Consider the following 24,890-nt stretch of genomic DNA (forward strand, 5'->3'; position numbering starts at 1 on the left):
GTCTATATAATTAATACTGAAGATGCTCATTTTAAATCAATTATATTTAATACTTTTTAATCTGTTGATGATTGTATAAAATATATATTTAAGTTCAGTATTCTCACATTCTTAACTATTAAAAAAAATAAATTATGAAAACCTCATTTTTAGACTCTATCAAAAATTCAGTAAAACATTGGTACATTCCATTAATCGTAGGAATTTTATTTGTAATTTTAAGTTTCTCAGTTTTTGCCTCGCCTCTAAGTTCTTTATTAGCATTATCTATATTTTTTGCCTTGTCCTTTATTTTTGGCGGTTTGTCCGAAGTATTTTTCTCCATCTCCAACAGAAACACGCTTCCGAACTGGGGTTGGTCTTTGGCCTTCGGAATTTTAACCACGATCGTTGGATTTTTGTTGGTCCTTCAGCCGGGATTGTCGATAAGTGTAATGGCTTTTTATGTCGGCTTTTTGTTACTGTTCCGTTCTGTCGCCTCCATTAGTTTTGCTTTAGATGTAAAAAAATATGGAAGTAAAAATTGGGGGAGTCTTCTAATCTTCGGAATATTGGGTGCTCTGGCTTCTTTATTTCTCATTTGGAATCCACTATTTACAGGAATCGGACTTACTTTTTTAATGGCTGTAAGTATTTTATTCGCCGGATTGTTCAGTATTTTCTTGGCGTTTCAATTACGAAAAATTCATGTCTCAACTAAAGAAATTTCTGTAAGATTAAAAGAACGTTATAATGATTTAATGGCAGAAATTGAAGATGAATTAAACGATTAATTTAAAATTACTTCTATTGATTTATTGATCCACGAGAAGGTGTATATAAAATTTGTTTTTGCAAAATCCGATGATATGAAACATCATTTGAAAAGAAAAAATAGATCATAAACGGAGATGTGACCTTCTCCCACAAAACCGTAACACTTAAAAGCAGAGATTTTTCGATAAAGTAATTAACTTTAATACAAGAAAAATCAAATGAAAAAATCAAGATTTACAGAAAGCCAGATTGTCTTCGCCTTGAAGCAATCCGAAACGGGAGTAAGAGTGGAAGAAGTGTGTCGCAAAATGGGTATCAGCGAGGCAACTTTTTACAATTGGAAAAAAAAATTCGGAGGCTTGGGCATCACGGAACTTCGCCTATTGCGCCAGCTGGAAGAAGAGAACAGCCAGCTCAAAAAGTTGGTAGCTGATTTAAGTTTGGATAAGCAGATTCTTCAGGATGTTCTGAAAAAAAAGTTTTAAAGCCGGTTCAAAGTCGTGAACTGGCGAAAAGGATACAGGATGATTACCCGGTTTCTCAGCGAAGAAGCTGTCGTTTGGTATTTTTACAACCCAGTGTTTATCATTACCAGCCACACCGGAGGGATGACACGGCATTGAGAAACAGACTCATAGAACTTTCCAACATTCGTGTCCGGTATGGCGTGCAGCGTTTACATATTCTTCTGAGACGGGAAGGATGGAAGGACAATCACAAAAGGATCTACAGAATCTATTGTGAGGAAGGTTTGAACCTAAGGAGAAAACGGAACAAAAGAATAAAATCTGCGCGCTCCCGGGTTCCTACCAAGGGCATTGCTTCCAAGTTACACGAGTGCTGGAGCATGGACTTTATGAGCGATGCCCTGTTTGACGGCAAGAAATTCAGGGTCTTAACTTTAGTGGATAATTATAGCCGTAAATCCTTGGTACTTCACACCGGAATTTCCATTAAGGGAGAAGATGTTGCTGAAATATTAAAAAATGTTACCTTTGATCAGCAAGCCTATCCCGAGCGTATTAAGATAGACAACGGACCGGAGTTTATCAGTAAAGCATTGGACAGATGGGCTTATGAAAGGAAAATAGAACTGGAATTCTCCAGGCCGGGAAAGCCTACGGATAATGCATTTATAGAGAGTTTTAACGGATCATTACGGGATGAATGCCTCAATGTGAATTGGTTCTTATCGCTGGAAGATGCACAGCAAAAGCTGGATGTCTGGAAAGAGGATTATAACAGTTACAGACCCCATAGCTCACTGGGAAATTTAACGCCAAACGAGTTCATTGAAAACAGTCAAAAAATGCAAATTTCTCTACTTTAGATTGTTCCATATATCGGGGGTAGGTCAATCAAGAAAAAATTCTACTTTTGAAGTGTACTGAAAATGGGGAGTCTACAACAATGGTACTTTTAGCATAACCCAATAAACCATTTTAAAACGTAATTTCGCTGAAAATAAGCAAGTTAAATATAATTTAAGTATTTTAGACCATTATAGAAACCATTAAACAATCTCCGATTTAGTCCCTGATTTTTGAAGTAGGGACTAAATGTTATGCTTTGGTCTTAATAAAAAAATTCTAAAAAAAATAATTGTAAATACTGTTATATTTTTTGAACTTTTTACGAAAAAAAAATTTAAAAATATTCTTTTTATTATCTTTTTCTTATTCGCAAATGGAGTGGCTTTTCTTGTTTTTAAAAATTAATTGCAATGCGACATTTACTTTTTTTTGGGAGGATAATTTTCTAAAAATTACTTGAATTATATTTTTCTTCGCAACATAAAGAAAGGGCGTGTGAGAAGTCACAGCGTTTATTGTAAAATGATCTGTAAAAATATTATTTTTCAATAATTAGAATGATTGAATATTTAAATTTGTATCAAAATTTATTAATTATAGAAAGAATTCTCAAGTGAATATAAATGAAATATTTTTTTTCGTTTTTTGCATGTTTATTAAATTAAAAGACCCCAAATAAATAATTATTCAGGGCACTTTTTTTATTCGTTCAGATCATTCAGATCTCTAAATTGTCGGTAACAATTACATTCCCGGCCAAACCCCTTCGTAAGCACCGCCTCCGTAATTGATTTTCTCAGCACTGATGACGAATGAGATCAGCATGCTATTGCTGTCGATCGCATCGAAATCTACTTCGTGCTGAATGACGTAACCGTTTTCCCAATTGAGTTTGATCAACGTTCCTTCTTCGTGAGATTTATTGAAAGTTACTTCCCCAACTGTTGGCTTGTATTTTCCGTTCAATAAAGATTCGATGATGTCAGATTTATCCGTTGCTTCAATGGTTACTTTAATGATTGCATTGGATGGATCGGAAGCTACTCTTCCGGAAACATCGGTTGATCTTGCTACACTGTAATTCAGTTTTAATACTTTGGATTCTTCTCCGTTGTTGAACTTTAAGACTGCTCTTGAATTGTTTGCTGCCATGATTTCTATATTTATTTGTTAATATTTTTAAGATTTTGAATTCTGAATCTGTATTCAGAAACCCTAATCTGATACCTTTCTTCATTCAAATATAAAACCGTTTTAGCGGTTAAAATCATCATTTTCAGAAACTTTGAAAATTGTAGTAGTTCCACTACAACTCGTTTTTAGGTCATTATTTTGAGTGCCTTTTTTGTTTCCGCCTTCTATCACTACGTTTCTCCTAACTTCAACAAAGATATTTAAATAGGAATAATGTAACTATTACCCTTAATACCTTATATATTCCCTAAAAATTGTAGTAGTTTTACGATACCGCACGTAAGATATTTAATTTAAATTTGTGTAGTTGGCAAGATCAGTTTTTTGATTTAGGTGGTATCGCAATAAGCAATTCAACATCGAAATTCATCTTACAGCCTCAAAGAATTGTCCTTAGAATAGCATTAATCCTCCAAAAACGAACGTATGGAAAAGAATGGCAACTCCGAAGCAGTTTTCTTTAAACCTCAAAAGTTTACGCCGCAAAACAATGCCGATGGTATCAAAAATAATCATCAGGCAGGAATCAACCGCCTCGTGAAACTTTCGGTGGTCATCGATGGACAGATTATCAAGCACTACAAACATTTTAAACTCACCCAAAGTGCCCGAAAACACCATACTTTCGAGCTGACTTTAGCCCACGACGCGCTTGGCGAGAGACAAAACCATCAGCTCGAACAAGCGAATCGTTTTTTAGGAAATCGACTTACCGTGAAAATCATGCACAAAGACATTGATGACAGTCCGGAGCGGGTTTTTGTGGGCGTGATCACGGGCGTGAGTTTCAGTCAGGATGGCCATAGTTTAGGAAACATTGTGTTGAAAGGATTCAGTCCGACGATTTTATTAGATGCTGCACCACATACTCAGAGTTTTGGGGGTGATAGCTCCGTAAATATGGGAATTATCGCTGATCGTGTGATTAAACAGGGAATTGGAAGTGCCTATGATGTTAGAGTTGATGCCAAAGCTTCTTCTCAAATTTTGTACAGTGCTCAATATGAGGAAACGCATTATAATTACCTGGCACGTATGGCAGAAGCTTATGGTGAGCAATTCTTTTATGACGGTGAAGTTCTCCATTTTGGAAATATGCCACCTCAGAACAAAGCGATTGAATTGACATTTGGCAGTAATGTCTCCGATATCAATGTTGAATTAAAAGCAGTTCATATAAAACCGAGTTTTTACGGATACAACAGCAGTTCAAATGCGAAATTAACTTCTGGCGAAACGGCTATAAAACATAAAAGCGATTTAGCAAAAACGTCGTATCAAAATAATAATGGAATCTTTAAAACTCCTTCTTTACAAGTTGCTCCCATCAAAGCGAACACCGATATGGATGTGGTGAATTCCCAAACGAGTGCAGCGGGAAGTAAGGCGGTCGAAGTCTTCACTGTTTCAGGTGGAACAACAGTTCCATTTCTTTATCCAGGTTGTGTGGCTGATTTGAAAATGCGCAAATCAGATTCTAATCAAACGAGTTACTTCACCAAAGTCATGATGACTGAAGTGACTCACGAAATCGATACCCTCGGACATTACACGGGAAATTTTGAAGCCATTGCTTCAGATACGGGTTATATGCCGAAACCGGATTTTGTGTCTCCAAAAGCTGAACCTCAAATTGCGACTGTTATCTCCAACACCGATCCTTCAGGACAAGGACGCGTGACTGTTCGCTTCGACTGGCAAATGCACGACACTACCAATTTCATCCGAATGATGTCTCCAGACGCAGGTGGAACTGATCAGGTTTCTCAGAATCGTGGTTATGTTGCCATTCCTGAAGTTGGTGATCAGGTGATGGTAGGTTTTGTCCACAATCATCCGGATCGTCCTTTTGTAATGGGTGGTATGTTTCATGGTGGAGTTGGTCTTGGTGGTGGAGTTAATAATCACATGCGATCTATTCAAACAAAAAGCGGCATCAAAGTTTTAATGAATGATGATGAGAAAAGTGTCACGATTCTCGATCCGAGTGGGAATACTTATTTTATGGATGGGGAGGGAAATATTACCGTGACTGCGCCGAAGAATATGACTTTTAATGCGGGGGAGAATTTAGATATTAATGTGGGCCAGAATATGACGACGAATGTGGGCGCAAACCAATCGGACAGCGTAGGAATGAACAAATCAACAAGCGTTACCATGAACAATACTCAAAGTGTGGGAATGCTTAATATGCTTTCTGTTGGGACAGATTTTATTACCAATGTAGTGGGAAAAATGACGGAGTTTATAACAGGTAATAAGGAAAGTCATACAGAGAAAGATAGAGTAAGAGTAAGCAATGGAAAAATAACAGCTCAAAGTACGGGTACTCATGAGCAACATTCAGAAAAAGAGGTTCACAATAATTCTGCAGAAAAATCTAAAAACCATTAATGATGAGCAAAGAAACTTATGTTGGTGGCGATATCATAGAAACAACAGGAGGAAATAATCTTTCCTACGCCAAAGATGTTATCGAAAATATTGGACTCCAAGTGATACAAGATGGAAAAACCAATGGCGTATTTTATGGAATAAATAAGGATGCGCCCATCATTTCAACGAATATTAATTTGAAAAAATTTTTAGTTCATTTTAGACGTCCTAAAAATTATGATGGTAAATACGGTTTTGATTGGCTTAGAGAAGAGTATATTTATCCAATGGTTACTGTGACTAATGATAATAATGGCAATCCCATTAATGCTCCTACGGCATTATGTAAAAATACTACCGCATTAAAACAAGAATATTTAAATGGAGTTGTAAATAACATCAAACCTTACACAATAAATTATTATCCTGCGTGGCTTGCTATTTTTCCTCACACCACCACTTCGCAATTTCCTCATGGATCGGATATGCATGAAAATGGTGTTAACCTTGATTTACAAATTGATGAAATAGACCAAATAATTTCTGATGGAACCGAAATATTATTTGAAAGTCAAAACCAATATTTAAAAATTAGCCCAAAAAAAATAGCAATTTCAGATGTAATTTCTTCAAACAGAAAATCGAGAAATGTTAATGGTAGAAACATTAATTATTACAAATTAGAGAGAAAAGTAAATATCAAATGTACAGGAGGAGTACTAAATAAGCATGAAGAAATAAAAGTCTTTGCAAAATTAGACCAAGAAAAAGTGGAAGTAGGTAAACTCATGGTGTACAAAAACAATGTCATTCCAAAAGCAGAAATTGTAGTGGTAAATGTATTAACTGGAGGAAATAAGGCACAACTGAAAGATGACTATCAATATCTTTTCAAAAGACAGTCATTCAACCAAGCATTGATTAGAGCTGAAGTTAAGGTTGATACGGAGTTTGATTTAAACAAATTAAATACTAATCCAGATATAAATAATTTCTTAATTAGCGTAAATGGCTATAGTGCAAAAAAAAAGTTATCTGAAATTATACGTTTATATGAATTATATGGAAAATATACAGTTCCAGGCGGAATTAATTCTAACAATACACATAGAACATATTTATTTTTTACCAGCCTCTCATCTGGAGGAACAAGAGGAATTTGCTCTCTGAATCAAAATAATGTGTGGGGAAACAGCTATTTAGTATTTAATATTGGTCTTCAAAATCCTCGAACTATTATTCACGAATGTGGCCATTCATTTAGCTTACCACATACTTTTGAGCAAGCAGGAAATCCTCGCCATGTTTTTTATCAAGGTTATACAGATGCTTACATGGATTATGATTGGAGACAAGGCGGAAGTCCAAACCCATATTCAAGTAAAATGTATTCAATATTTAAATGGCAGTGGGAAATTATGAGAAACGATAGAAGTTTAATTTTTAATTATTAAAGAGATGAAAGTTTTTATTATTATTTTAATATCAGCACAAATTTTAAGTTGTGAAAAAAAGCAATTTGCCAACGAAATAAATTTTAAAACAGAAAAAAAAGTTAAAGAACTTAGGATTTTAGATGCAGGTGGACCTGAATATCCTCCGTTTATTCTATTAAAAATAGAAAAGAAAAAAGCAGTGAAATATCAATATGATGAAAAGTTATTATTAAAAGATAGTACAGTAGTAAGTGGTGAAAAACATAACAAGTATGTCCATCTTATTCAAAAAATCCCTAGAGAATTTATTAGTGGTAGTGGAGGAAATTTTTCAAGTCCAGTTGATAATTCTGGATTATTATTTGTGATACAATTTGATGATAATTCTATCAATCAATGGGGGATATTCAATGATGATTTTCAATATTCCGCTGAAATTCAAAATTTTACAAATGAAACATACTTACTAATAGAATGATTTTTCTTGCATATTAGGACATCATGAGAAAAGATGCGAGTCTAATTTTAAATTATTAATTTTTATTAAAAACCTAATATTATTACTTGTATTTTTAATATAGTGTAGTTCTAAAGAATATAAAAATGGAGATTTATACAATTCAAGGGAATGAATTAAAAGCATTTGGAAAAGTGACAAAACTTTTTTTTAAAACATGACAACGAGTGTAGGAGAAAATCATACTATGAATATTACTAATAATCATCAATTTAATTCGACAAATTATAAACAAACGGTCAGTGAAAATAAAACTGTTAGTATTATTGGCGACCTAAAAGAAACAACCTCAACAACTACTCATAAAGCACAAAATGGCGATATATTAATTCAGAGTGCAGGTGTTGCGAAGATTTTAGGTAAAATAGATGCAAAAGTTAATAAAGGATAAAAAAAGATCAAAATTTTCAAGTAAGTTTCACTTATCCTATGCTAATATCTTATTCAAGTAATAAAGCATATGAAAAAACCTTATGAATATTTTTATTGCTATCAATAGTCTTGTCAAGACAATTTGCCTTTTCCTCTTGTTCAGGTTACTGAAGATTATTATCTGGGATTAAATCTAAATGCAAATAGGCAATCATTTGACAAGAATTATATTATATGTGATAAAATTAAAAATAACTCAATGAAAATACACACAATCATATTTTTTTTAATGACACTATTGGTTTCTTGCCAGAATAAATCTAAAAATACTATGGAAAAATACGAATGGGAAGAGAGTACTTCTGCTCCTCTAGGATATCCAATAGAAGTCTATCGCGGAGGTTTCAGTACTAAAGAAGGAGCCTTTGTAAGTCTATATGGAGGTACAACTACAGGCACTAATGGGTGGGGTTATCCAAGCGGCGGAATGTCGAACAATAAAAAAACGATACCAGATCACTTGCATGTCATCTGGTTATCTTATGCCGAAGATGCTATGTTTGAAATTGACACCGATATTGATCGGGAGAAAATAACAGACTATTTTAACAAGGGATATGACTGGAAAACCTTAAATAACTCTGGCGAAATTCGGCACAAAAATTACTCCAGCATTGTCGTTGGTTTTGCACCAGGCGGTGTAGTCGTTATTTGGGTAAGTGGATCTGGAATACAAAAAGAAATAGGTCGGTACCAAGGTAAAAAAATAGAAATTCCACAAGCGGAAATTGACGCTTTGGATTATCCTGATAAGACCCTATTTGAGGCAGAGTATCGTCGTAAAAAGTTTGCTCAAGACAATATGGTTCCTCTGGAAATTCAGGTAGCGAATAAAAACAAACCAATACCTTTTGGTTTATGGGATACCTACCGTAAAAAGTATCAATGGAAACCGACCTTTAAATTAGAAGATGGGGCAATTTTAGATGACAAGACCACCACTGGAATAAATTACTTGAATGGAGAAGTTGAAAAATTCTTCCATGAAAACTTTCCGTTGAAAACCTATTCAAATAATGCCATCCCCAAAAGCGTTTCATTTTCTTGGAAAGACAGGGATGAAATTAAATATGGAGCTGGTGCTAATTTAAATGAGGAATCTGCTTTAGCTGCGTTTAAAGAGGTGTATAGTGACCATCCAGAAACGGTTCATGCAGATCTGGAAATTAAGATCAATATCCCCAATACCTTTTTTACGGTAACACTAAAAGGCAACAACGGTAAAGAAGTCTTTATTAAAACAGAAAATGTAGAAGTGTTTAAAAGATAGAATCATGAGTAAAACATTCGTATATAATACAGGCAATGCAAAACCAGCAGCAAATGAAGAACATCTGCAGTTAGGAGTTTTTTTTGACGGAACCAGTAATAACAGACGAAATACAGAAATACGTAAAAAAATACAAAAAGTTGACGAGTACGCCGATCAAAATAAACTAGACAATAGAGCCAGCACTGAGGAAATAAAAATATACCAGAGCAAGGGAATGGAGAGAACCTACAAAAACTTGTGGACAAAAAAGAAAGAAAGCGAGAATAGTTTTGCTAATGACTTTACCAATGTAGCAAGACTTCTTTTCGTAACAAAAAAAGAAAATAGCTTATACATAGAGGGTATTGGAACCATTAATGAAGAAGACGATACTATCGAAGGTTTGGCTCTAGGATCTGGGATTACCGGGGTCAGATTCAGAGTAAGAAAAGGATGTGAAGATTTAGCTAAAAAAATAGGAAATAAGAAAGATGAATTTACAGGTTCTAAAAAACTTACCCAAATTAAAATAGATGTTTTCGGTTTTAGTCGTGGCGCAGCGGCTGCCCGTAATTTTGTGTATGAGGTAAATTCTGCTAAAAAAAGACCAGAAGATGTAAGAACTACAAAATCTAAAAAAATTGTTGGTTACACGACGGGAAATTTTGGCAGCGGTACACAAAGTCCAATCTATGAAAGCATTTTGATTGACTCTGATCGAGAAGAAGTAAACGAAGAATACTTGATTGACGGAAAGTATCCTAAATTTGGATACTTGGGCTATTGTCTTTTATCTGAAGGTATTCTTTCTCCAGAAGAATTGGAAATTCTGGAAATCAATTTTCGGTTTATTGGGGTATACGATACCGTTGCATCCTATGATGAAACTTACGATAATAAGATAAAAATGGCAGGAAAACTTGCCGGAAATTATATTAAAAACAAATTGGATATCGGTTTTGACAGTGCCATTAATAGTCTACAATTAAATAATCTGGGGAGCTATAATAAAGCGGTACATTTCACCGCAATGGATGAACACCGACTTAATTTTGCCCTTACTAAATTTTCTGGTGCTGTCGAAAAAAAATTTCCTGGTGTACATAGTGACGTGGGTGGAAGTTATACAAACATCAGCGAAAAAGTAAAAGTAGCACAAAGCTCCATTTTCTATCCTTTAAACGATTTGAAAGATGGCTTAGTTCAGCAACATTGGTTCCACGAAGAGCAACTGGAGATTTATATAAAATTTCAAGTAATCTTAAAAATATTTGAAAAAAAACTGATTGGAATAAGAGAATTGCGAAAAGAGTACAGTTACATTCCTCTTCATTTTATGGAAGAATTTTTTATTGATACCTTAGGAGTCGACTCCAACAGCATCATTATTGATTCTGTAGAGACAAAATATCCGTTAGAAGACATTATTCTAAATCAGTCAAAAAATCATCTTCGAAAATATGTGTTTGGGACAGGAAACCAATGGAATTTCCGAACTGATGAAGAAATAAATAAAGAGAATGCTGAGAAAACACTTAGGAAAAAATTACAAACAGCGGAGTTGTTAAGTAAAAATGACAAATTAAATTACAAATTTTCAAAACCAAGCTATGATAATGTTGATCCTGCAAATTATCAGGTCAAATTTCCAGAAAATTTTGAAATTCCAAAAAATAAAATAAGAATCGAATACGACGAGAATGGTGATCAAATATTAACCCAAACATTAGAAGAAGTAATAGTTACCCATTATCCAGAGCAGGCTTTACTCAGAAAATTGAGACATGGTTATTTACACTGGTCTTCAAATCTGGATGCATTAGGAATGAACCCCACTAAAAGTTGGATCAGAAGGGAATATTAATTAAAAATCTTTATGGCAAATTTAAATGCCCCATTAGGCAATCGCAAAATTTATCGTTTAGAAACATCAGTACTGGAGTTTTTACATAATTTTCGCAAAGAAAAACAATTTTCAAGAACCGTTGAAGTTTATCATCTAAACAAAAAAGAGGATAATGAATATTACAAGTTGCTTTGCACAGAATTTCTATTCAAAGACGAGGAGAATGCGGATGTCATTTTATTAAAAAAATTAAGCTATTTGTGGGATGAAGTAGAAGTCTTAGTCAACATAGAAAATAGGATAGTTGCTATTGTCAACTTATCAGAAATTAAACTGAGGTGGATAGAAATCAGTGATTCTTTATCTACTGCTTACAAAGGACTTGCGATTGAAAGTTATTTTCTGACCATTAATGAGTTATTAGAAGTTGAAGAAAAAGTTTGTGATTTTCTAAATTCACCCAAAATGTACGGAATGCTATTTAATGGCTTGTCATTACAGCACTTTCCATCGGAGAGAAGAGAAAGAAAAATAACGGAACATGGCATTGAAGTATTGGAAACGACTTCTCAAGTAAATGATGGAAAAAAGGGCGAGATAAGAATAACAGCGATCCAGACAGAGATCACAGATATTTTAGGCTACAACAGGATTTATCACTACGATAATACTCTTCTTATTGAAGGATATGTTGCTATTAAAAAAAAGGAAAAAGAAATGAGACATTCATTATTATGGATTGGTTAGAAAGGGATAAACAAGAATGAAAGTGAGGAGAATTCATTACCGAATAGTTTAAGATCAAATAAATAGTTTCTGATGATACGTCAAGTGACAAGCAAGATAAAAATTATTCTGAAAACAACCGAAATTAAAACAACAAGAAGATGGATGACAATCGTGCAGATCGAGAAGAAAAAGATAAATTAGTTGATGCTCAATTGGTGGTTATAGATGGTGCTAAAGTAAAATTCAATGGCCACCTCGGTGAATTTAAAGTATTGAATGATGTACCTACAACACAGAATAAACTTACTGGCACCATCGTCGAAAATCAGATTTCAAACTTTATATTTTATGATGGCTTTATATTAACCTCACTTGCAGCCTGGCAAGATTTTGGAAATGTCAAAATACAGGACAACGAAGTTTTAATAAAGAAATCAATAATTCCTGGTGCTGGACAAATGCCCGGCAGTAGTGTGATAGAATTTGGTAATATCGAGTTTTTGAATTGTGGCCAAGTTCACTGTCCGTCAAGTATTAATACGGAAGGTGCACCTGTTCCAGAAGAAGATGATCCAAAAATCAATGGTCATTACTATAACATCAGCGGTATATACGAAGGACCCATATCAGGTCAAAAAATAGGGAAGGAAAATGACGTTTATGCTTGTGACGGAAAAGGAAAGAAAAAAGACACTTTTTTAAATGCAAAAAAATTAAATATTACACATACTGACTTTCAAAAAGTTTGTAATATCGTTAAACATGAAGGTTTATCAACTGAAGAAAACGAATACATCTATATCGCTCACGCCAACTACAATGAAGGTAAAGATAAAAACACAACAATGCTAGCAAGATTAATGACCTCCTACTCCTCTGTAGCAGCTGCAGACAAACAAATTCTCTTATCAGATACAGCAGCAGACACTATTAGCAAATATTCTCGTAAAGGAGTAATTGATGCTTTATTGAGAGATATAAATTCAAGCAAAACAGACCCAACTGATGGCGCAAGATTTTGGGATGGTGTTGATTTTTTAGCTTGGGGAATCAATACAGAATTAAAAGCTGACAGTAAGTCAAAAACCGGACATAATAAATTTGACGAATATAATAGCGTGACAATAAGTAAAAGTCTTTATGATGAATTTGTGATGAAAATACAAAAGAAATATCCGAACGGTGCACCTTATAAATCATCACATGATGTGAAGAAAGACCAGGGCTCTCACACGCACAAAGAAACTACCAGAGGACCAAGAGCGGTCTATACAATACCTGCCAGTGATTTTAGTAAAAAAGAATATTGGACTACAGGCGATTTTTATTATAAAAACGACATAAAAAGATCTACAAGTATTGTTGCAACAAAAGTTGCAGGATATTCTATTTTTTGGAAAGAAATTAAATAAATAAAAGATGAGTAAACTAAATTATCTATCCATTATATTCTTATTTATTGTTAACAGCTGTAATGCACAAAATAAAGAAACCATAAAAATAAAAGAAGTATGGACTCCTTTAAAAGTTTATGTGAATGACCAACTAATAAAAAACGACAAAAAAACAGAGACCTTTACCTATATTTATAATATAAGTTCCAAAAAAGATTCTATCTCCTATTATGATATTTCTAACGCAGCATTAAAAGAAACTACGCCTATTATCTATACACTGAAAAAAAATAAAAAGACTGGAGACCAAATTTTAATCATCAATGAAAAAGACATTTCTGATAGTATCATAATTCAATTTTTAGATGAGTCAAAATCCATTACAATTAATAAACATGATACTTATTTTTTAAATTCACCATACTATAATGAACTTAAACAAAAGGTCAAACAAAATAATAACGTGCTGGATTTAATCGATTTATTAGATGATAATCTGGGAGACTACCCCTATCAGTTTAGTTATCTAAAAAGAATTTCATCAAACAAAAAATATAAAAGCAAAAATTTCAAGATAATAAGAGCAAAAACAGTAACAAATCGAACTCAGTCTGACCTAGCAGATATTTGGAATATTACTTATAAATATGATCAAAATAATAATCTGACCTCCGTTATAAAAAAGTCAACCGAAGATGAAGTGGGTTTTGAAAAAAAACTACTATTTAAAAAAGGTTCAGAGTTTAAGTACAAAATTTTTAATAATGTAGAAACCAGATACGAAGACAATGATGAGATAACATTTGACATTCAGAAAAACACGTGCAATTCACTGCAGAATCATTTTCAATTTGGTTTGGTTAAGGAAGAAACATCTCAACTGAAAAGAACTTTATATCAAAAAACAGAATAAGAACAGGCTTATATTTTTTTATGTATGTCCGTAATTCATAATACTTTCGTATATTTGTTTGACAATTAAATAGTTGAGATGAATATTTTTAATTTCGGGGTTGAATTTAGTAGTGAAGAGGATTGCATTGTCCATTTTAAGGCTGAACGTGATAAAATAGGGATAAAATGCAAGTGTGGAAAGACAGATTTTTTCTGGATCAAAAGCTGCCTGAGTTATGAATGTAAGAGTTGTAGAAAGCGCATTACCTTAAAAAGTGGTACAATCATGCAGAATTCAAATCTGTCTTTTTTGATTTGGTATAAAACCATGTTTTTAATGAGTGTCACCAAAAAAGGTTTTTCCGCAAAAGAAATGCAGAAACAATTGGGATTGAAGCGTTATGAACCAGTTTGGGCAATGATGCACAAATTGAGAAAAGCGATGGGGAAAAGAGATGAAAAATACACCTTGGAAGGTATGATTGAGATGGACGAGGGTTATTTTACCGTGGAATCTACCGAAATCGAACAGGAAAAAGGATTCGCGGAAGAGGTGCAGCAGGTAAGCAAAATGTAGCAGTGATGGCAGAATCCACACCGTTAGAAGATATTGAAACGGGGAAGAATTCAAAGTCCTGCAGATATTTTAAGGCTAAGGTTCTGGACGATCATACGGCAGAAGGAATTAATGAAACAGTAAAAAAATCAATTGAAGAATCAAGTATTGTATTTACCGATCAAAGTACTTCGTATGTTGATATTGCAAGTTTAGTGGAAATACATATTTCGGAAAAATCAACAAAGCAGACCACAAAAGAAACATTGAAATGGGTTCACATTTTTATAAGTAATGCAAAAAGAAATTTGCTGGGAAACTACCACAAAATAAAGCGCAAAAACTTGCAACTTTACCTTGATGAATTCGTTTATAAGCTAAATCGCAGGTATTTTGGAGAAAAAATATTCGATAGACTAGTCATAGCAATCATTACAGAAGTATGATGGAAAACGGACATACATAATTTTAATTAATGATAAAACAAAAAGACAAGCTTACAGCATTTACGAGAGTAAAAGTGGATGGGCTTTTTAACTTGCAAGATTGCGCGCGTGAGTACGGATTGTCGGCGGAGGAAGTAGTGGCTTTTCATAACAAATACTGCCCGCTACAAGATCTGCTTACGCTGCATCTGTCTAAATATGTTGAATATGTTTATCTGCCCACAACAAGTGTTAGCAGCCGGAAGGAAAAACTCCTGCAGAACAGTAAACTTGTACAGCCAGATAAAATCAGTGAAAAAAAATATGGCGTCATCACCACATTTTCTCCGAAGGAGTTACAGCTACATTACCAAATTAAAGTCAACCGGAACTTTGACCATATAGATCTACTTAAACAGAAGACTTATAAAAACAATCAGGAGATTGATCAAACCATCGAGCAACTTTTTGAGAAAGCAGAACACGTTTTATATCCTCTGAAGGTGGCCACGGGAGCAAACGGAAGAATGCGTAAGATCATAAACAGCGGGGATATTTCGAAACGCTGGAAAGAAGAGCGTCGCCCAAAACTGGCTGAATATTATCAGTCGGAAACTGCCGATAAAATTCTTTCAAAACTAGACCGCGCATTTGAAAACATAGATCTAAAGCGGGATCTGTTGGAAAAAAAACATCTTTTATAATTTATTCTTATTGCCGGTTTATCAAACCTACACGGATTTTTCACGAAAAGGCACTTTGAAGTGCTACTTTTCCCAGGCTAATAAATGGATTGATTATGAGATAAGTTTTAATCTGAACAGGGAATTTACACGCGGTAATAAGATCGCTTTGCATCTTACGGGCGCGGAGCAGGAAACTCCATTTAATAAACATTCCCAAAAAGGAGAATTGGATTTACTATATAAATTCCACCGGGAAAGTCATGAAATATTTTCTATCACGGGATGGGTTTCCGCTTACGAATCCCAACAGGAACTAAAAATTAATTTTCAACTTTACGAGCTTCAGTAAGCGAATAGTTGAATGAAAAATAAAACACAAATATGAGTGAAAAACATCTTGTCTGCCAGGGTGCTATTGTAAAATGTAACTATGGTGCTACACCTGATAAGCTAAAAGTACTGACCCAAGCCAAACGTTATATCAATGATAAAGAGGGGAGCAAAAAATTGATGGCCACTCACATGGACATTGGTACGACCTTCGAAAAAAACACGTTCGGACCCTGCAAGATGCAACCTCTACCCGGTGGAGGCTTCAAGCCCTGCCAAGCGGTAGTGACTGCCTGGAGTGGCTTTTATGACAAAATAACGTTGCAGGACAACAATGGAAAGGCGCTTTTAGAAGACAGTAAAGCAACGTGCCCCAGTGGTGGCAAAGACTGCATCACCATTATCAACCACGGACAGACCGCAGAAGTATCCCAAAAAAATGTAGAAAATGCTGATGACGAGGTTTTAGCGGAACTTTTTCCATTTGTGGATTTGAAGGAAGAAGACGGCAGTTTATTAATCATTAAAAACCTTTGATATGAATGATGGATTGAACATTAAAGTTATTGAAAATAATGAAACCAAAAGCTCTTTCGATAAATCATTTGGGTTACTTAAACTTATAGAAGCAGGAGAATTTAAAGTTGAGGTGACTGAATTTGCAAACAAAAGAAAGCAAATTGATGCAGATTTTGCGAAAGGCGAACAGTTTGCCAGAGAAAAGTGGAATGAGAGAGCAACACAGCCAGAATGGACTAAGGTAAAACTTGACGAAAACTGGAACGCTAATAAAGCACAGCGGGAAGCTAAAAGGAGGAAATCAGTAGACGATTTAGAAATTGATTATAAAGAGGTAAACTGGGTATGGGTAGTCGCGCCGAAACAATTGCAGCCGAACGAACTCTCCCACAATGATTCTTTTACAAAAGGGATTACAGGAAGTGGCGTGTATAGCTTAAGATTCCCCAAAATTCTAGAAGGTGGCGGATTGGCTTATATGGAAGCTTTCCAACCGAAAGAGGGTGCGAAGGGCAAAAAGCCAAATGGTGTATTTGTGCAGGCTATGGGTAAGCCTAAGATTATTAGAGTAGAATGGACAGATTTTGATTACAATCTACTTAAAGATAGGCTTGTGGCATTTAATTCTGAAGTTCTGCTGCACATTTATACGGAAGGGCTATATGGACAGGAATTAGAAATTCAGCTTTTTGATGAGGATATTTTTACGGCGGATGACCAACTTAACGTTTCGGAAAAAAGTAGTTTTCAGCGGGAAGTAAATATTCATATTGTACATCCTAAGGAAGTTGGAAAGCCAGGTATTTCTGACGCTTTAGTAAAAGGCGGTCAAGATAATACAGATCAAAAAGCAGAGCAAGAAAATTATCTTCAAAAAACAACTATAGAAGTAAAAGTAGATTGGGGTTGGATGAAATTTGCGGGTGAAAACATAAAAATCTATCCAACCGTAAAATCGCGTAAGACAGGAGAATATTTTAAAAATTTCTCACGCGAACATTTAGAAGTGGGTATGAATGGAGTTTTGCACAGCGCACCTCAGGAGGTCACAAATCTTCCTGTTGTACAAAGTGAAATTTCTACCAACATCGCAGCTTATCATCCGTGTCAGTACACACAGTTAGACTATACAGATCCTAAAGGTTTGACAAATACCCTTTTTAAGGAAAAGTCCGCAGAGGAGCTTAATCCAAAACTTGAAATAGGCATCATTGTAGGAAGCGATCCCAAAAAATTTAGTTTAAAAGTGGATGACAAAGCTGACACGACAGATTGCCGTTTTGATAAGACGCCAAAAGATCATGATAAAAATATTTTTACTTACGATAAAGCGAAACTTCCCAAAAATATAAACATTACGGAACAGCAACCGAAAAATATTGCTGGAACTGCATTTTTTGATTATGAGAGAATGAATATGATGAAATATTTTTGGCTATCAAATGACTTTCAAAACAATCAAAAATATTCACATTTAAAAATTATTGCAGCAACTTGCAGACATCAAAATAATATAAATTTCTCTATTCTCCCCGATATTGAGTGGGAAGTGGCTTTTATAATTACAACAATGGCTGGTTTTAGAGTAAAGGCAGAAAATACTACAGTTACAAGGTTACAACAAGGTTTAGGTGAATACCAGTTTAAAGGAATTAAAGCAGAACAAACTGGAAAATTAATTCAAAAAGGTGGAGTTGGATATTCTCTTAACATAAAATATTCTATAAATGGGGGCGATTTTTATGAGCAGATTTCATTGAATTTTGTGAGAAATATCGAAAAAATTATCGGGACTTATAATTCTATTGTGGGTTTTGCTTCTTTATTTAAAGGAGATGAAAATAATAAAACCTCGGCCGCGATTTCAAAATCTGTCATCAATAAAATCACATTTGATATAGAACCACCATCAATAGTTTTTTTATTAAAATGGAAGTATGATTTTGCTAAAAGTAATGGACAACCCGTTGCCAACTTTACAGGTGCAGCCGGTTTTAAGCCATTAATCGGATTAAAAATTGGTTTTGATATTACGCAAAATCTATCTGTCTTTGGATTTGTTGGTACGGCTATAGAATGGCTGTTAGATATTATTGAAAATTTAATTAAAGAAGATATATACATATTGGCGGAAGCAGGAACTGCAATTAGTTATGATATTGGGTTATCTTACAATGAAATTGATGGTTTTGCTCCAAATACCAAACAGAAAGTCGTAGTCGATTTAACATTCACTTTTAAAGTTGGTATTAAAAAGAAAGATGTAATTATGATTCCAGATGTTAGAAGAATGGAAGGAAATACTATTCCTACAGATGTGGCTGAAAGGGAAAATTTTAAAATTGAAGGTTCAGTTGCAACAGGAATTCGTTATATTGAAGAGCATGGAATAGAAAAAGGAAAAGGCAAATACAAAAAAACTGAAACTTCTTGGCTTGGTGCAGAAATGACAATTATTGTAGTAACATTGGCTCATAATAGAAAACAAAATGCACCTCCTAACAATGAGTATAAAGATAAATTCATTATTTTAAAACCAAGAAAAATTACTCAACCAGAAACCGTGTATGAAAATAAATAAGTGTGGAAATTGATTTTAAAATAAAAGATGGCTTTTTAATTATAGAAAATTTTTTTATGATAGAAAAAATTAATCTAGATTCTATCGAAAATATTTTGATTTTTCATCATGATGAAAGATATGAATATCTAATAACTTTTTATTTATTAATGCCAATTAAATATATTGGTAAAAAGACATTTTGGAGTAAAATACTATTTCCTATTTTTTTAATATTTCACAAGGATAAAATGAAAATTGAAGAAAAGTTTCACGATGGAGATTTGCTTACTATTTTTACACTCTTGCAAGACAATTTAAAAAATGTAAAAATTCCTAACATGGAGGAAAATAGTCTGTTTTGGAAAACTACTGATAGTGGATACAGCATTCCGCTTGTAAAATTAGTTTACAGTAAAAATGAACAAGGCTTATCCGAAGTTTTAAAAAAATATAATATATTAAAAACCCAATAATATGCTCAAAAAAAATATAACTGTGTTCCTTTCATTTTTTTTAATTATTTGCTTTAATTGCCAGCAAAACGAAAACCCTAAAAACATTTGTAGAGATTGTGGCAGTTTTGATGTTTCTAAAATATCTTTTGATGAAAATGTAGATGTTCTTGTTTCTAAAACTCAAGTTTCAATTACTGCGTTTACAGATGGTTTTATAGAAAAAAAGCAAGATGCAATTTCTAAATCTGATAAAATTTTGGCTTATAAAATTAAAATTAGAAATCCTTTAAATGAAAATTTTGGAGAAGGATTTTTTAAATTTAGTAATGTTTTTAAATTTGATAATTTATCATTCTTGGTAGATTCCCAAAAAAATCTTATTTCTTATAAAGTGTATACAATTTATAATGGCGATAGCAAAAAAATTAATAATATTATAAATGACATCGATAGATTAATTGGAATGAAACATTCTATTAACACATTATATGCGGATGAATCTGAAATATATCAGTGGAAATCAAAAAAATACTTTTACCAAGTAATGAAAAATCAAAAATCTAAAAATTCGTTTTATGTTAGTTTATTGGTAATAAAAAATAATAGATTTAATGATTCTGTAAAAAAAGCAATTAAAAATGATGAAACCTTTTTACTTTTCAACGAAAATAGTTTCAAAAATGATAAATAATCAAACAAAAAGAAGCATTTTTAATAATAAAGTATGAAAAATTTAAGAGAGCCTTTTTACGAATTAGAAATAAAAACCGCCAATTGTTTCATTGAAATATTAATTAATGATTTCCCTGTTTTTAGTAACTTTCAAGATGGCGGAATGGCGGTAGATTACCCAATAAATGATGCGATTTTACATAGCGGAAAACATGTCATTACTGTAAAAATCTCTAGTCCTAAAAAAGGGGAAAGAATTTCAATATTTGCGAATTGCGAATTAAAAGTTTTTGTAAAAGAAGCAAATTTAGAAGCGTCTGGCAGAAATCTTGTTCACGCATTTCCCGCATTTAATTTTAAAGAAAATAATTTGCCAATGTTTGTTCAGAATAGTGCTTTCCAAGCAGAAGTTCCATACATAAATTTAGGTTGGGCAAAATCTTTAGATTTAACAAAAATAGAGGAAAAGCAATTGCTTGCAGAATTGAACGAAAATCTTTCTAAAATTACTGAAATATACAATACACGAAATGAAAATGAGTATCTCGCTTTATTTGATGAACGAACCAAAGAACATATAAAGAGTTTTTACTTAACCAAAGAAGAAATTAAAGATAATAATGAAAGTATTTTTTATGGTTTGCCGAAAAAAATTGAATCAATTGATTCTTCAAATTACAAGTTAGTCTTCTTTGGAGAAGGGAAAATGGTGTCATTGCAAGCGAAAAAGCAATCACCTGGTTTTGTATTTGAATCTGTAAACAAAGACGAATACGGTTTTACGGAAATGGTTTTATTTCATAAAAAAAATTCTGGTTCACAATTGGAAATTATCAGGTAAAATTAAATTTTTATGAAAACACTTTTATGCCGCTTATTTATTTTGAATCTAACAAATTGCCAAGAAAAAAAGATGATAAGTATTCTAATGAAAAAAATAGTAAAAACAATATGTATGTCCGCAACTTATCATATTTTCGTATATTTGCTTGATTGATAAATAATTGAGATGAATATATTTAGTTTTGGAGTAGAGTTTAGTAGTGAGCAGGATTGTATTAATCATTTTAAAGAAGAGCGGGATAAAATTGGAGTTGCTTGTCGGTGTGGAAGGAAGGATTTTTTCTGGATCAAAAGCCGACTAAGTTATGAATGTAAATCCTGTAAAAAACGTATTACATTGAAAAGTGGGACGATAATGGAAAACTCAAACTTATCATTTTTGACTTGGTACAAAGCGATGTTTCTTATGAGCGCAACTAAAAAAGGATTTTCTGCCAAAGAACTGCAAAGACAATTAGGATTGAAGCGTTATGAACCAGTTTGGGCGATGATGAATAAATTGAGAAAAGCAATGGGAAAGCGAGATGAGAGATATACTTTGGAGGGAATGATTGAAATGGATGAAGGCTATTTTACAGTTGAATCTACGGAGATAGAACAAGAAAAAGGTATTCGCGGAAGAGGTGCTGTTGGAAAACAAAATGTAGCAGTAATAGCCGAATCTACGCCATTGGAAGATATTGACACGGGTCAAAAATCGAAATCTTGCAGATATTTTAAAGCAATAGTTTTAGAGGATGACACAGCCGAAGGAATTAATGATTTGGTACAAAAGACAATCGCAGAATCGAGTATCGTATTTACCGATCAAAGCACGTCATATGTAGATATATCAACGCTTGTAGAAATTCATATCTCAGAGAAATCTACCAAAGAAACCACAAAAGATACCTTGCGTTGGGTTCACATATTCATCAGCAATGCAAAGAGAAATTTGTTAGGAAATTACCACAAAATAAAGCGCAAAAACCTTCAACTGTACCTCAATGAGTTCGTTTACAAACTTAATAGACGATATTTTGGCGACAAAATATTCGATAGAATCGTGATAGCAAGCATCACAGGAGTATGATTAAAAACGGACATACATTAAAAACAATAATATAATTGAGAAAACGTTAGTTTACACAATAAAAATTTCTCCTGCAAATCCTTACGAAGTACTTGTGTTGTAAGCTCCCCCGAAAACAGTACGATTCAAAAGTATAAAAATTATTAACTTTAAATCGTAATTATTATCATGAAAAAGAGTGTTTTTAGTCCTGCCAAGATTGCAGGTATTTTAAAGGAGTTTAGTGGAGGTCGTAGTGCCGAAGAATTAGCCAGAGAAAATGGCATCAGTATCGCCACTTTGTATAAATGGCGTCAAAGGTACAACGGCATGGAAGCCAGTGAGCTTAAACGTGTAAAAGAGCTGGAAGAGGAAAACGCCCGGCTTAAGCGTATGTACGCCAATCTGGCGATGGAACTCGATGTTGCTAAATATATTATCGAAAAAAAGCTCTAAAGCCTTGTCGGAAACGTCAGATCGTAAGAGAGATTAAAGAACTTCATCCGAAGGATTCTGGCAGGGCTTTACGCGTACTACATTTAAGCAGGAGCAGTTTTCACTACCGCTCGATCAAAGATGATTCTACGGTAATGATGGAACTGGAACAACTCACGCAAAATTACCCGCGTGAAGGTTTTTGGAAGTATTATTACCGCTTACGTAATAGAGGCGAGAAAATTAATCATAAGCGTCTTCACAGGATTTACAAGCAAATGAAACTTCCGTTACGTCGTAAGGCCAAGAAACGTCTTCCTGCACGAGTTAAGGTGCCATTGGAAGTACCCAAAACCTTTACTCATACATGGAGCATAGACTTTATGAGTGATGTATTATCAAATGGAAGGAAGTTCCGCAGTTTTAATGTGATTGATGATTATAACAGGGAAATCCTGCATATTGAGGTAGATTACAGTTTGAAAAGTTCACGAGTGATTTGGATTTTAAATCACCTGGTGAATAAATATGGTAAGCCTAAAAAGATACGTATGGATAACGGTCCTGAGTTCGTTGCCAATATTGCTTCCGTATGGAGCACGCTTAATGACATAACGTTTGCTTACATTCAGCCAGGAAAACCCACGCAGAATGCCTATATTGAACGTTTTAATAAAACTTACAGAGAGCAAATTCTGGACGCATACATCTTTGAAACTTTGGATGACGTAAGGAACATCACGCAAGATTGGGTTAACGATTATAGCCACGAAAGACCACATGAATCACTGGGCGGATTATCACCTGTGATGTGGAAAAATGGACAGCAAGCCCACCTTAAGGCCAGCTCTATTCCTGACCACTTTCCCACATCCGACGACAACAGTACCAATGTATTAAAAAAAAATTCTATTTTTGAACCGTACTGAAAATGGGGAGTCTACATTATCAAAAAATCATTTAAGGACTTATAGTTACCATCCTTGATTATAAAATTCTCTAAATCTTTGTCTTCTTTTATGTTAATGACCGAATCTTTACATAGTTCTTGTATAATTAAAAAATTTTTCTTTATCTAGAAAGCTTGGATTCCACTCAACAGGTTCAGAAACTTCTTCCAAAGAGTTTTTAGTAAATTCTCTGTAATTATATTCCCATCCTACTAAATCGTTATTAAATTTTTTTAATCTACAGTCTATATATAATTTTAAGGGTTATATTGATAGATCATCTCCAAAGATGCTCATGGGCAAACTCTGATACTTATACGATAACCGAGTCCAAATTGCTTCAAGAAAAAAATTTGTTGGATTATAAGAAGAACTTGCGTAGAAACTCCACCAATTTTTTTTGTCTATTTGATAGCCAAAAGGATTGCCGTTTAATTTAACTAATGAGTATGTTCCACAAATTATTAAATTAGGAAAATTATGAGGTCCAAAACCGTGCTTTATATTTTCCCTGTCATTAGAGATGTTCTCACCTAAATAATTAATGAAAGATTCTCTCAAATTAAATTCGTTATTAAAACCATTATAACCACATACAATTCTAACAGGCAAAACAGCTTCATTTTTCAAAAAGTGATAAAGACCTTCTTCCTCAATTATATGATTTTTGCTTCGAAATATTGATAAATCTTTTCTTGCAATTGATTTAAAAGCATCTCTTAAAAGTCTAAATTGAAAATCTTCGATTTTTTCTGAATTGTAATGATCAATAATAAATTGAAGATTTGTGTATGAATCTTTTATATCTTTTGAGTAAAGATTTTTTTTAACCTGAATTATGGCAATAACTTGCTCTGATGGAAATATATAGCGTTCGGTATATGGTATTGTTTCGCCATCTCCATCAACAAGTAAAACATCAAATTCTGTGTCACATCCTTTGATAAAACTGTTCTTCACAATTTTTAATCCCAAGTCTTTAAACATTGCTTTTGTCAAAACAGCTTCTGTAAGCCCTTCAAACATAGTTCCTATTGTAGTAGGATGTTTTATTTTTTGTTTATTTAAAATATCTGTTTCAACTTTTATAAATTCATTTAATAAATCTGAGATTGTGTTTATCATTATATTCTTTTTTAAAATTGAATTTTAAATGCAGCAATTATTTTTATTATTTCTTTTAAGAGCTTAATATAGTATTCTTATTAGTTTACCTTTTAATAATAATTCTGCAAAATCTTATTTACTTAATTTTTGATTATC

The 24,890-nt window shown here is 33.4% G+C and carries 21 protein-coding genes and 2 pseudogenes; 21 read left to right on the forward strand and 2 right to left on the reverse strand.

The features are described 5' to 3' along the window. Positions 1 to 134: 134 nt before the first annotated feature. Together EIB73_RS14495 and EIB73_RS14500 are read left to right on the forward strand one after the other, a co-directional pair. Entirely contained in the window at positions 135 to 773 is a 639-nt protein-coding gene (locus EIB73_RS14495; RefSeq protein WP_125025947.1) for an HdeD family acid-resistance protein, read from the forward strand. A 201-nt stretch (positions 774 to 974) separates the two neighbouring features. Further along, a protein-coding gene (locus tag EIB73_RS14500; protein WP_125025948.1) for an IS3 family transposase occupies positions 975 to 2,086 on the forward strand; the annotation gives its coding sequence in 2 pieces (ribosomal slippage) (positions 975 to 1,227 and positions 1,227 to 2,086; 1,113 coding nt in all). 727 nt (positions 2,087 to 2,813) lie between these two features. Here EIB73_RS14500 and tssD read toward each other — a convergent pair. Next, entirely contained in the window at positions 2,814 to 3,221 is a 408-nt protein-coding gene (gene tssD / locus EIB73_RS14505; RefSeq protein ID WP_125025949.1) for a type VI secretion system tube protein TssD, read from the reverse strand. 468 nt (positions 3,222 to 3,689) lie between these two features. On the opposite strand from tssD, the gene EIB73_RS14510 reads away from it, so the two are divergent. The 19 genes and pseudogenes from EIB73_RS14510 to EIB73_RS14600 form a co-directional block, all read left to right on the forward strand. Beyond that, positions 3,690 to 5,660: a type VI secretion system Vgr family protein gene (locus EIB73_RS14510; protein ID WP_125025950.1), complete on the forward strand. Its 1,971-nt coding sequence runs from the start codon at positions 3,690 to 3,692 to the stop codon at positions 5,658 to 5,660. Positions 5,661 to 5,662: 2 nt separating this feature from the next. Beyond that, on the forward strand, positions 5,663 to 7,096 hold the full coding sequence (locus EIB73_RS14515; RefSeq protein WP_164467839.1) for a zinc metalloprotease: 1,434 nt from the start codon (positions 5,663 to 5,665) through the stop codon (positions 7,094 to 7,096). Between the two features lie 4 nt (positions 7,097 to 7,100). Then, a complete protein-coding gene (locus EIB73_RS14520; protein ID WP_125025952.1) occupies positions 7,101 to 7,556 on the forward strand; it encodes a hypothetical protein in 456 nt (151 codons plus the stop codon). A 196-nt stretch (positions 7,557 to 7,752) separates the two neighbouring features. Beyond that, positions 7,753 to 7,986 carry a hypothetical protein gene (locus EIB73_RS14525; protein ID WP_125025953.1) on the forward strand — a complete coding sequence of 78 codons (234 nt, stop codon included), beginning with the start codon at positions 7,753 to 7,755 and terminating at the stop codon, positions 7,984 to 7,986. A 240-nt stretch (positions 7,987 to 8,226) separates the two neighbouring features. Next, the gene (locus tag EIB73_RS14530) at positions 8,227 to 9,297 is read left to right on the forward strand and encodes a DUF2931 family protein (protein WP_125025954.1); all 1,071 of its coding nucleotides are present in this window, start codon (positions 8,227 to 8,229) and stop codon (positions 9,295 to 9,297) included. Positions 9,298 to 9,301: 4 nt separating this feature from the next. Further along, on the forward strand, positions 9,302 to 11,143 hold the full coding sequence (locus tag EIB73_RS14535) for a phospholipase effector Tle1 domain-containing protein (protein ID WP_125025955.1): 1,842 nt from the start codon (positions 9,302 to 9,304) through the stop codon (positions 11,141 to 11,143). 12 nt (positions 11,144 to 11,155) lie between these two features. Continuing rightward, complete coding sequence (locus tag EIB73_RS14540; RefSeq protein WP_125025956.1) at positions 11,156 to 11,872, forward strand: hypothetical protein; 717 nt, start codon at positions 11,156 to 11,158, stop codon at positions 11,870 to 11,872. 140 nt (positions 11,873 to 12,012) lie between these two features. Further along, on the forward strand, positions 12,013 to 13,266 hold the full coding sequence (locus EIB73_RS14545; protein WP_125025957.1) for a hypothetical protein: 1,254 nt from the start codon (positions 12,013 to 12,015) through the stop codon (positions 13,264 to 13,266). Positions 13,267 to 13,273: 7 nt separating this feature from the next. Next, positions 13,274 to 14,161, forward strand: coding sequence for a hypothetical protein (locus EIB73_RS14550; RefSeq protein ID WP_125025958.1), 888 nt, complete (start codon positions 13,274 to 13,276; stop codon positions 14,159 to 14,161). Between the two features lie 78 nt (positions 14,162 to 14,239). Beyond that, positions 14,240 to 15,144, forward strand: a pseudogene (locus tag EIB73_RS14555) (IS1595 family transposase). A gap of 29 nt (positions 15,145 to 15,173) precedes the next feature. Further along, positions 15,174 to 15,827: a hypothetical protein gene (locus tag EIB73_RS14560; protein ID WP_125025959.1), complete on the forward strand. Its 654-nt coding sequence runs from the start codon at positions 15,174 to 15,176 to the stop codon at positions 15,825 to 15,827. Positions 15,828 to 15,837: 10 nt separating this feature from the next. Further along, positions 15,838 to 16,158, forward strand: coding sequence for a hypothetical protein (locus EIB73_RS14565; protein ID WP_164467905.1), 321 nt, complete (start codon positions 15,838 to 15,840; stop codon positions 16,156 to 16,158). 32 nt (positions 16,159 to 16,190) lie between these two features. Beyond that, the gene (locus tag EIB73_RS14570) at positions 16,191 to 16,676 is read left to right on the forward strand and encodes a DUF4280 domain-containing protein (RefSeq protein ID WP_125025961.1); all 486 of its coding nucleotides are present in this window, start codon (positions 16,191 to 16,193) and stop codon (positions 16,674 to 16,676) included. Position 16,677: 1 nt separating this feature from the next. After that, a complete protein-coding gene (locus EIB73_RS14575; RefSeq protein ID WP_125025962.1) occupies positions 16,678 to 19,239 on the forward strand; it encodes a hypothetical protein in 2,562 nt (853 codons plus the stop codon). Positions 19,240 to 19,241: 2 nt separating this feature from the next. Continuing rightward, entirely contained in the window at positions 19,242 to 19,694 is a 453-nt protein-coding gene (locus EIB73_RS14580; RefSeq protein WP_125025963.1) for a hypothetical protein, read from the forward strand. 1 nt (position 19,695) lies between these two features. Then, on the forward strand, positions 19,696 to 20,367 hold the full coding sequence (locus tag EIB73_RS14585) for a hypothetical protein (RefSeq protein ID WP_125025964.1): 672 nt from the start codon (positions 19,696 to 19,698) through the stop codon (positions 20,365 to 20,367). 33 nt (positions 20,368 to 20,400) lie between these two features. Beyond that, positions 20,401 to 21,189, forward strand: a complete 789-nt coding sequence (locus EIB73_RS14590; protein ID WP_125025965.1) for a hypothetical protein — start codon at positions 20,401 to 20,403, stop codon at positions 21,187 to 21,189. A gap of 168 nt (positions 21,190 to 21,357) precedes the next feature. Then, complete coding sequence (locus EIB73_RS14595; protein WP_125025966.1) at positions 21,358 to 22,263, forward strand: IS1595 family transposase; 906 nt, start codon at positions 21,358 to 21,360, stop codon at positions 22,261 to 22,263. A 168-nt stretch (positions 22,264 to 22,431) separates the two neighbouring features. Further along, positions 22,432 to 23,483: pseudogene (locus EIB73_RS14600) on the forward strand (IS3 family transposase); the annotation flags it as partial. Between the two features lie 408 nt (positions 23,484 to 23,891). On the opposite strand, the gene EIB73_RS14605 reads toward EIB73_RS14600, so the two are convergent. Further along, positions 23,892 to 24,752 (reverse strand): DUF6602 domain-containing protein, encoded by an 861-nt coding sequence (locus tag EIB73_RS14605; RefSeq protein WP_125025967.1) that lies wholly within the window; start codon positions 24,750 to 24,752, stop codon positions 23,892 to 23,894. Positions 24,753 to 24,890: the final 138 nt, after the last annotated feature.

Source organism: Kaistella carnis (assembly GCF_003860585.1).
In the GTDB taxonomy this organism is placed as follows: domain Bacteria; phylum Bacteroidota; class Bacteroidia; order Flavobacteriales; family Weeksellaceae; genus Kaistella; species Kaistella carnis.

Coding starts and splice junctions, on each gene's coding strand:
- EIB73_RS14510 (WP_125025950.1), top strand. CDS start 3,690: ATGGAAAAGAATGGCAACTCCGAAGCAGTTTTCTTTAAACCTCAAAAG.
- EIB73_RS14525 (WP_125025953.1), top strand. CDS start 7,753: ATGACAACGAGTGTAGGAGAAAATCATACTATGAATATTACTAATAAT.
- EIB73_RS14595 (WP_125025966.1), top strand. CDS start 21,358: ATGAATATATTTAGTTTTGGAGTAGAGTTTAGTAGTGAGCAGGATTGT.
- EIB73_RS14540 (WP_125025956.1), top strand. CDS start 11,156: ATGGCAAATTTAAATGCCCCATTAGGCAATCGCAAAATTTATCGTTTA.
- EIB73_RS14585 (WP_125025964.1), top strand. CDS start 19,696: ATGCTCAAAAAAAATATAACTGTGTTCCTTTCATTTTTTTTAATTATT.
- EIB73_RS14590 (WP_125025965.1), top strand. CDS start 20,401: ATGAAAAATTTAAGAGAGCCTTTTTACGAATTAGAAATAAAAACCGCC.
- EIB73_RS14550 (WP_125025958.1), top strand. CDS start 13,274: ATGAGTAAACTAAATTATCTATCCATTATATTCTTATTTATTGTTAAC.
- EIB73_RS14515 (WP_164467839.1), top strand. CDS start 5,663: ATGAGCAAAGAAACTTATGTTGGTGGCGATATCATAGAAACAACAGGA.
- EIB73_RS14520 (WP_125025952.1), top strand. CDS start 7,101: ATGAAAGTTTTTATTATTATTTTAATATCAGCACAAATTTTAAGTTGT.
- EIB73_RS14530 (WP_125025954.1), top strand. CDS start 8,227: ATGAAAATACACACAATCATATTTTTTTTAATGACACTATTGGTTTCT.
- EIB73_RS14575 (WP_125025962.1), top strand. CDS start 16,678: ATGAATGATGGATTGAACATTAAAGTTATTGAAAATAATGAAACCAAA.
- EIB73_RS14605 (WP_125025967.1), bottom strand. CDS start 24,752: ATGATAAACACAATCTCAGATTTATTAAATGAATTTATAAAAGTTGAA.
- EIB73_RS14545 (WP_125025957.1), top strand. CDS start 12,013: ATGGATGACAATCGTGCAGATCGAGAAGAAAAAGATAAATTAGTTGAT.
- tssD (WP_125025949.1), bottom strand. CDS start 3,221: ATGGCAGCAAACAATTCAAGAGCAGTCTTAAAGTTCAACAACGGAGAA.
- EIB73_RS14535 (WP_125025955.1), top strand. CDS start 9,302: ATGAGTAAAACATTCGTATATAATACAGGCAATGCAAAACCAGCAGCA.
- EIB73_RS14560 (WP_125025959.1), top strand. CDS start 15,174: ATGATAAAACAAAAAGACAAGCTTACAGCATTTACGAGAGTAAAAGTG.
- EIB73_RS14570 (WP_125025961.1), top strand. CDS start 16,191: ATGAGTGAAAAACATCTTGTCTGCCAGGGTGCTATTGTAAAATGTAAC.
- EIB73_RS14495 (WP_125025947.1), top strand. CDS start 135: ATGAAAACCTCATTTTTAGACTCTATCAAAAATTCAGTAAAACATTGG.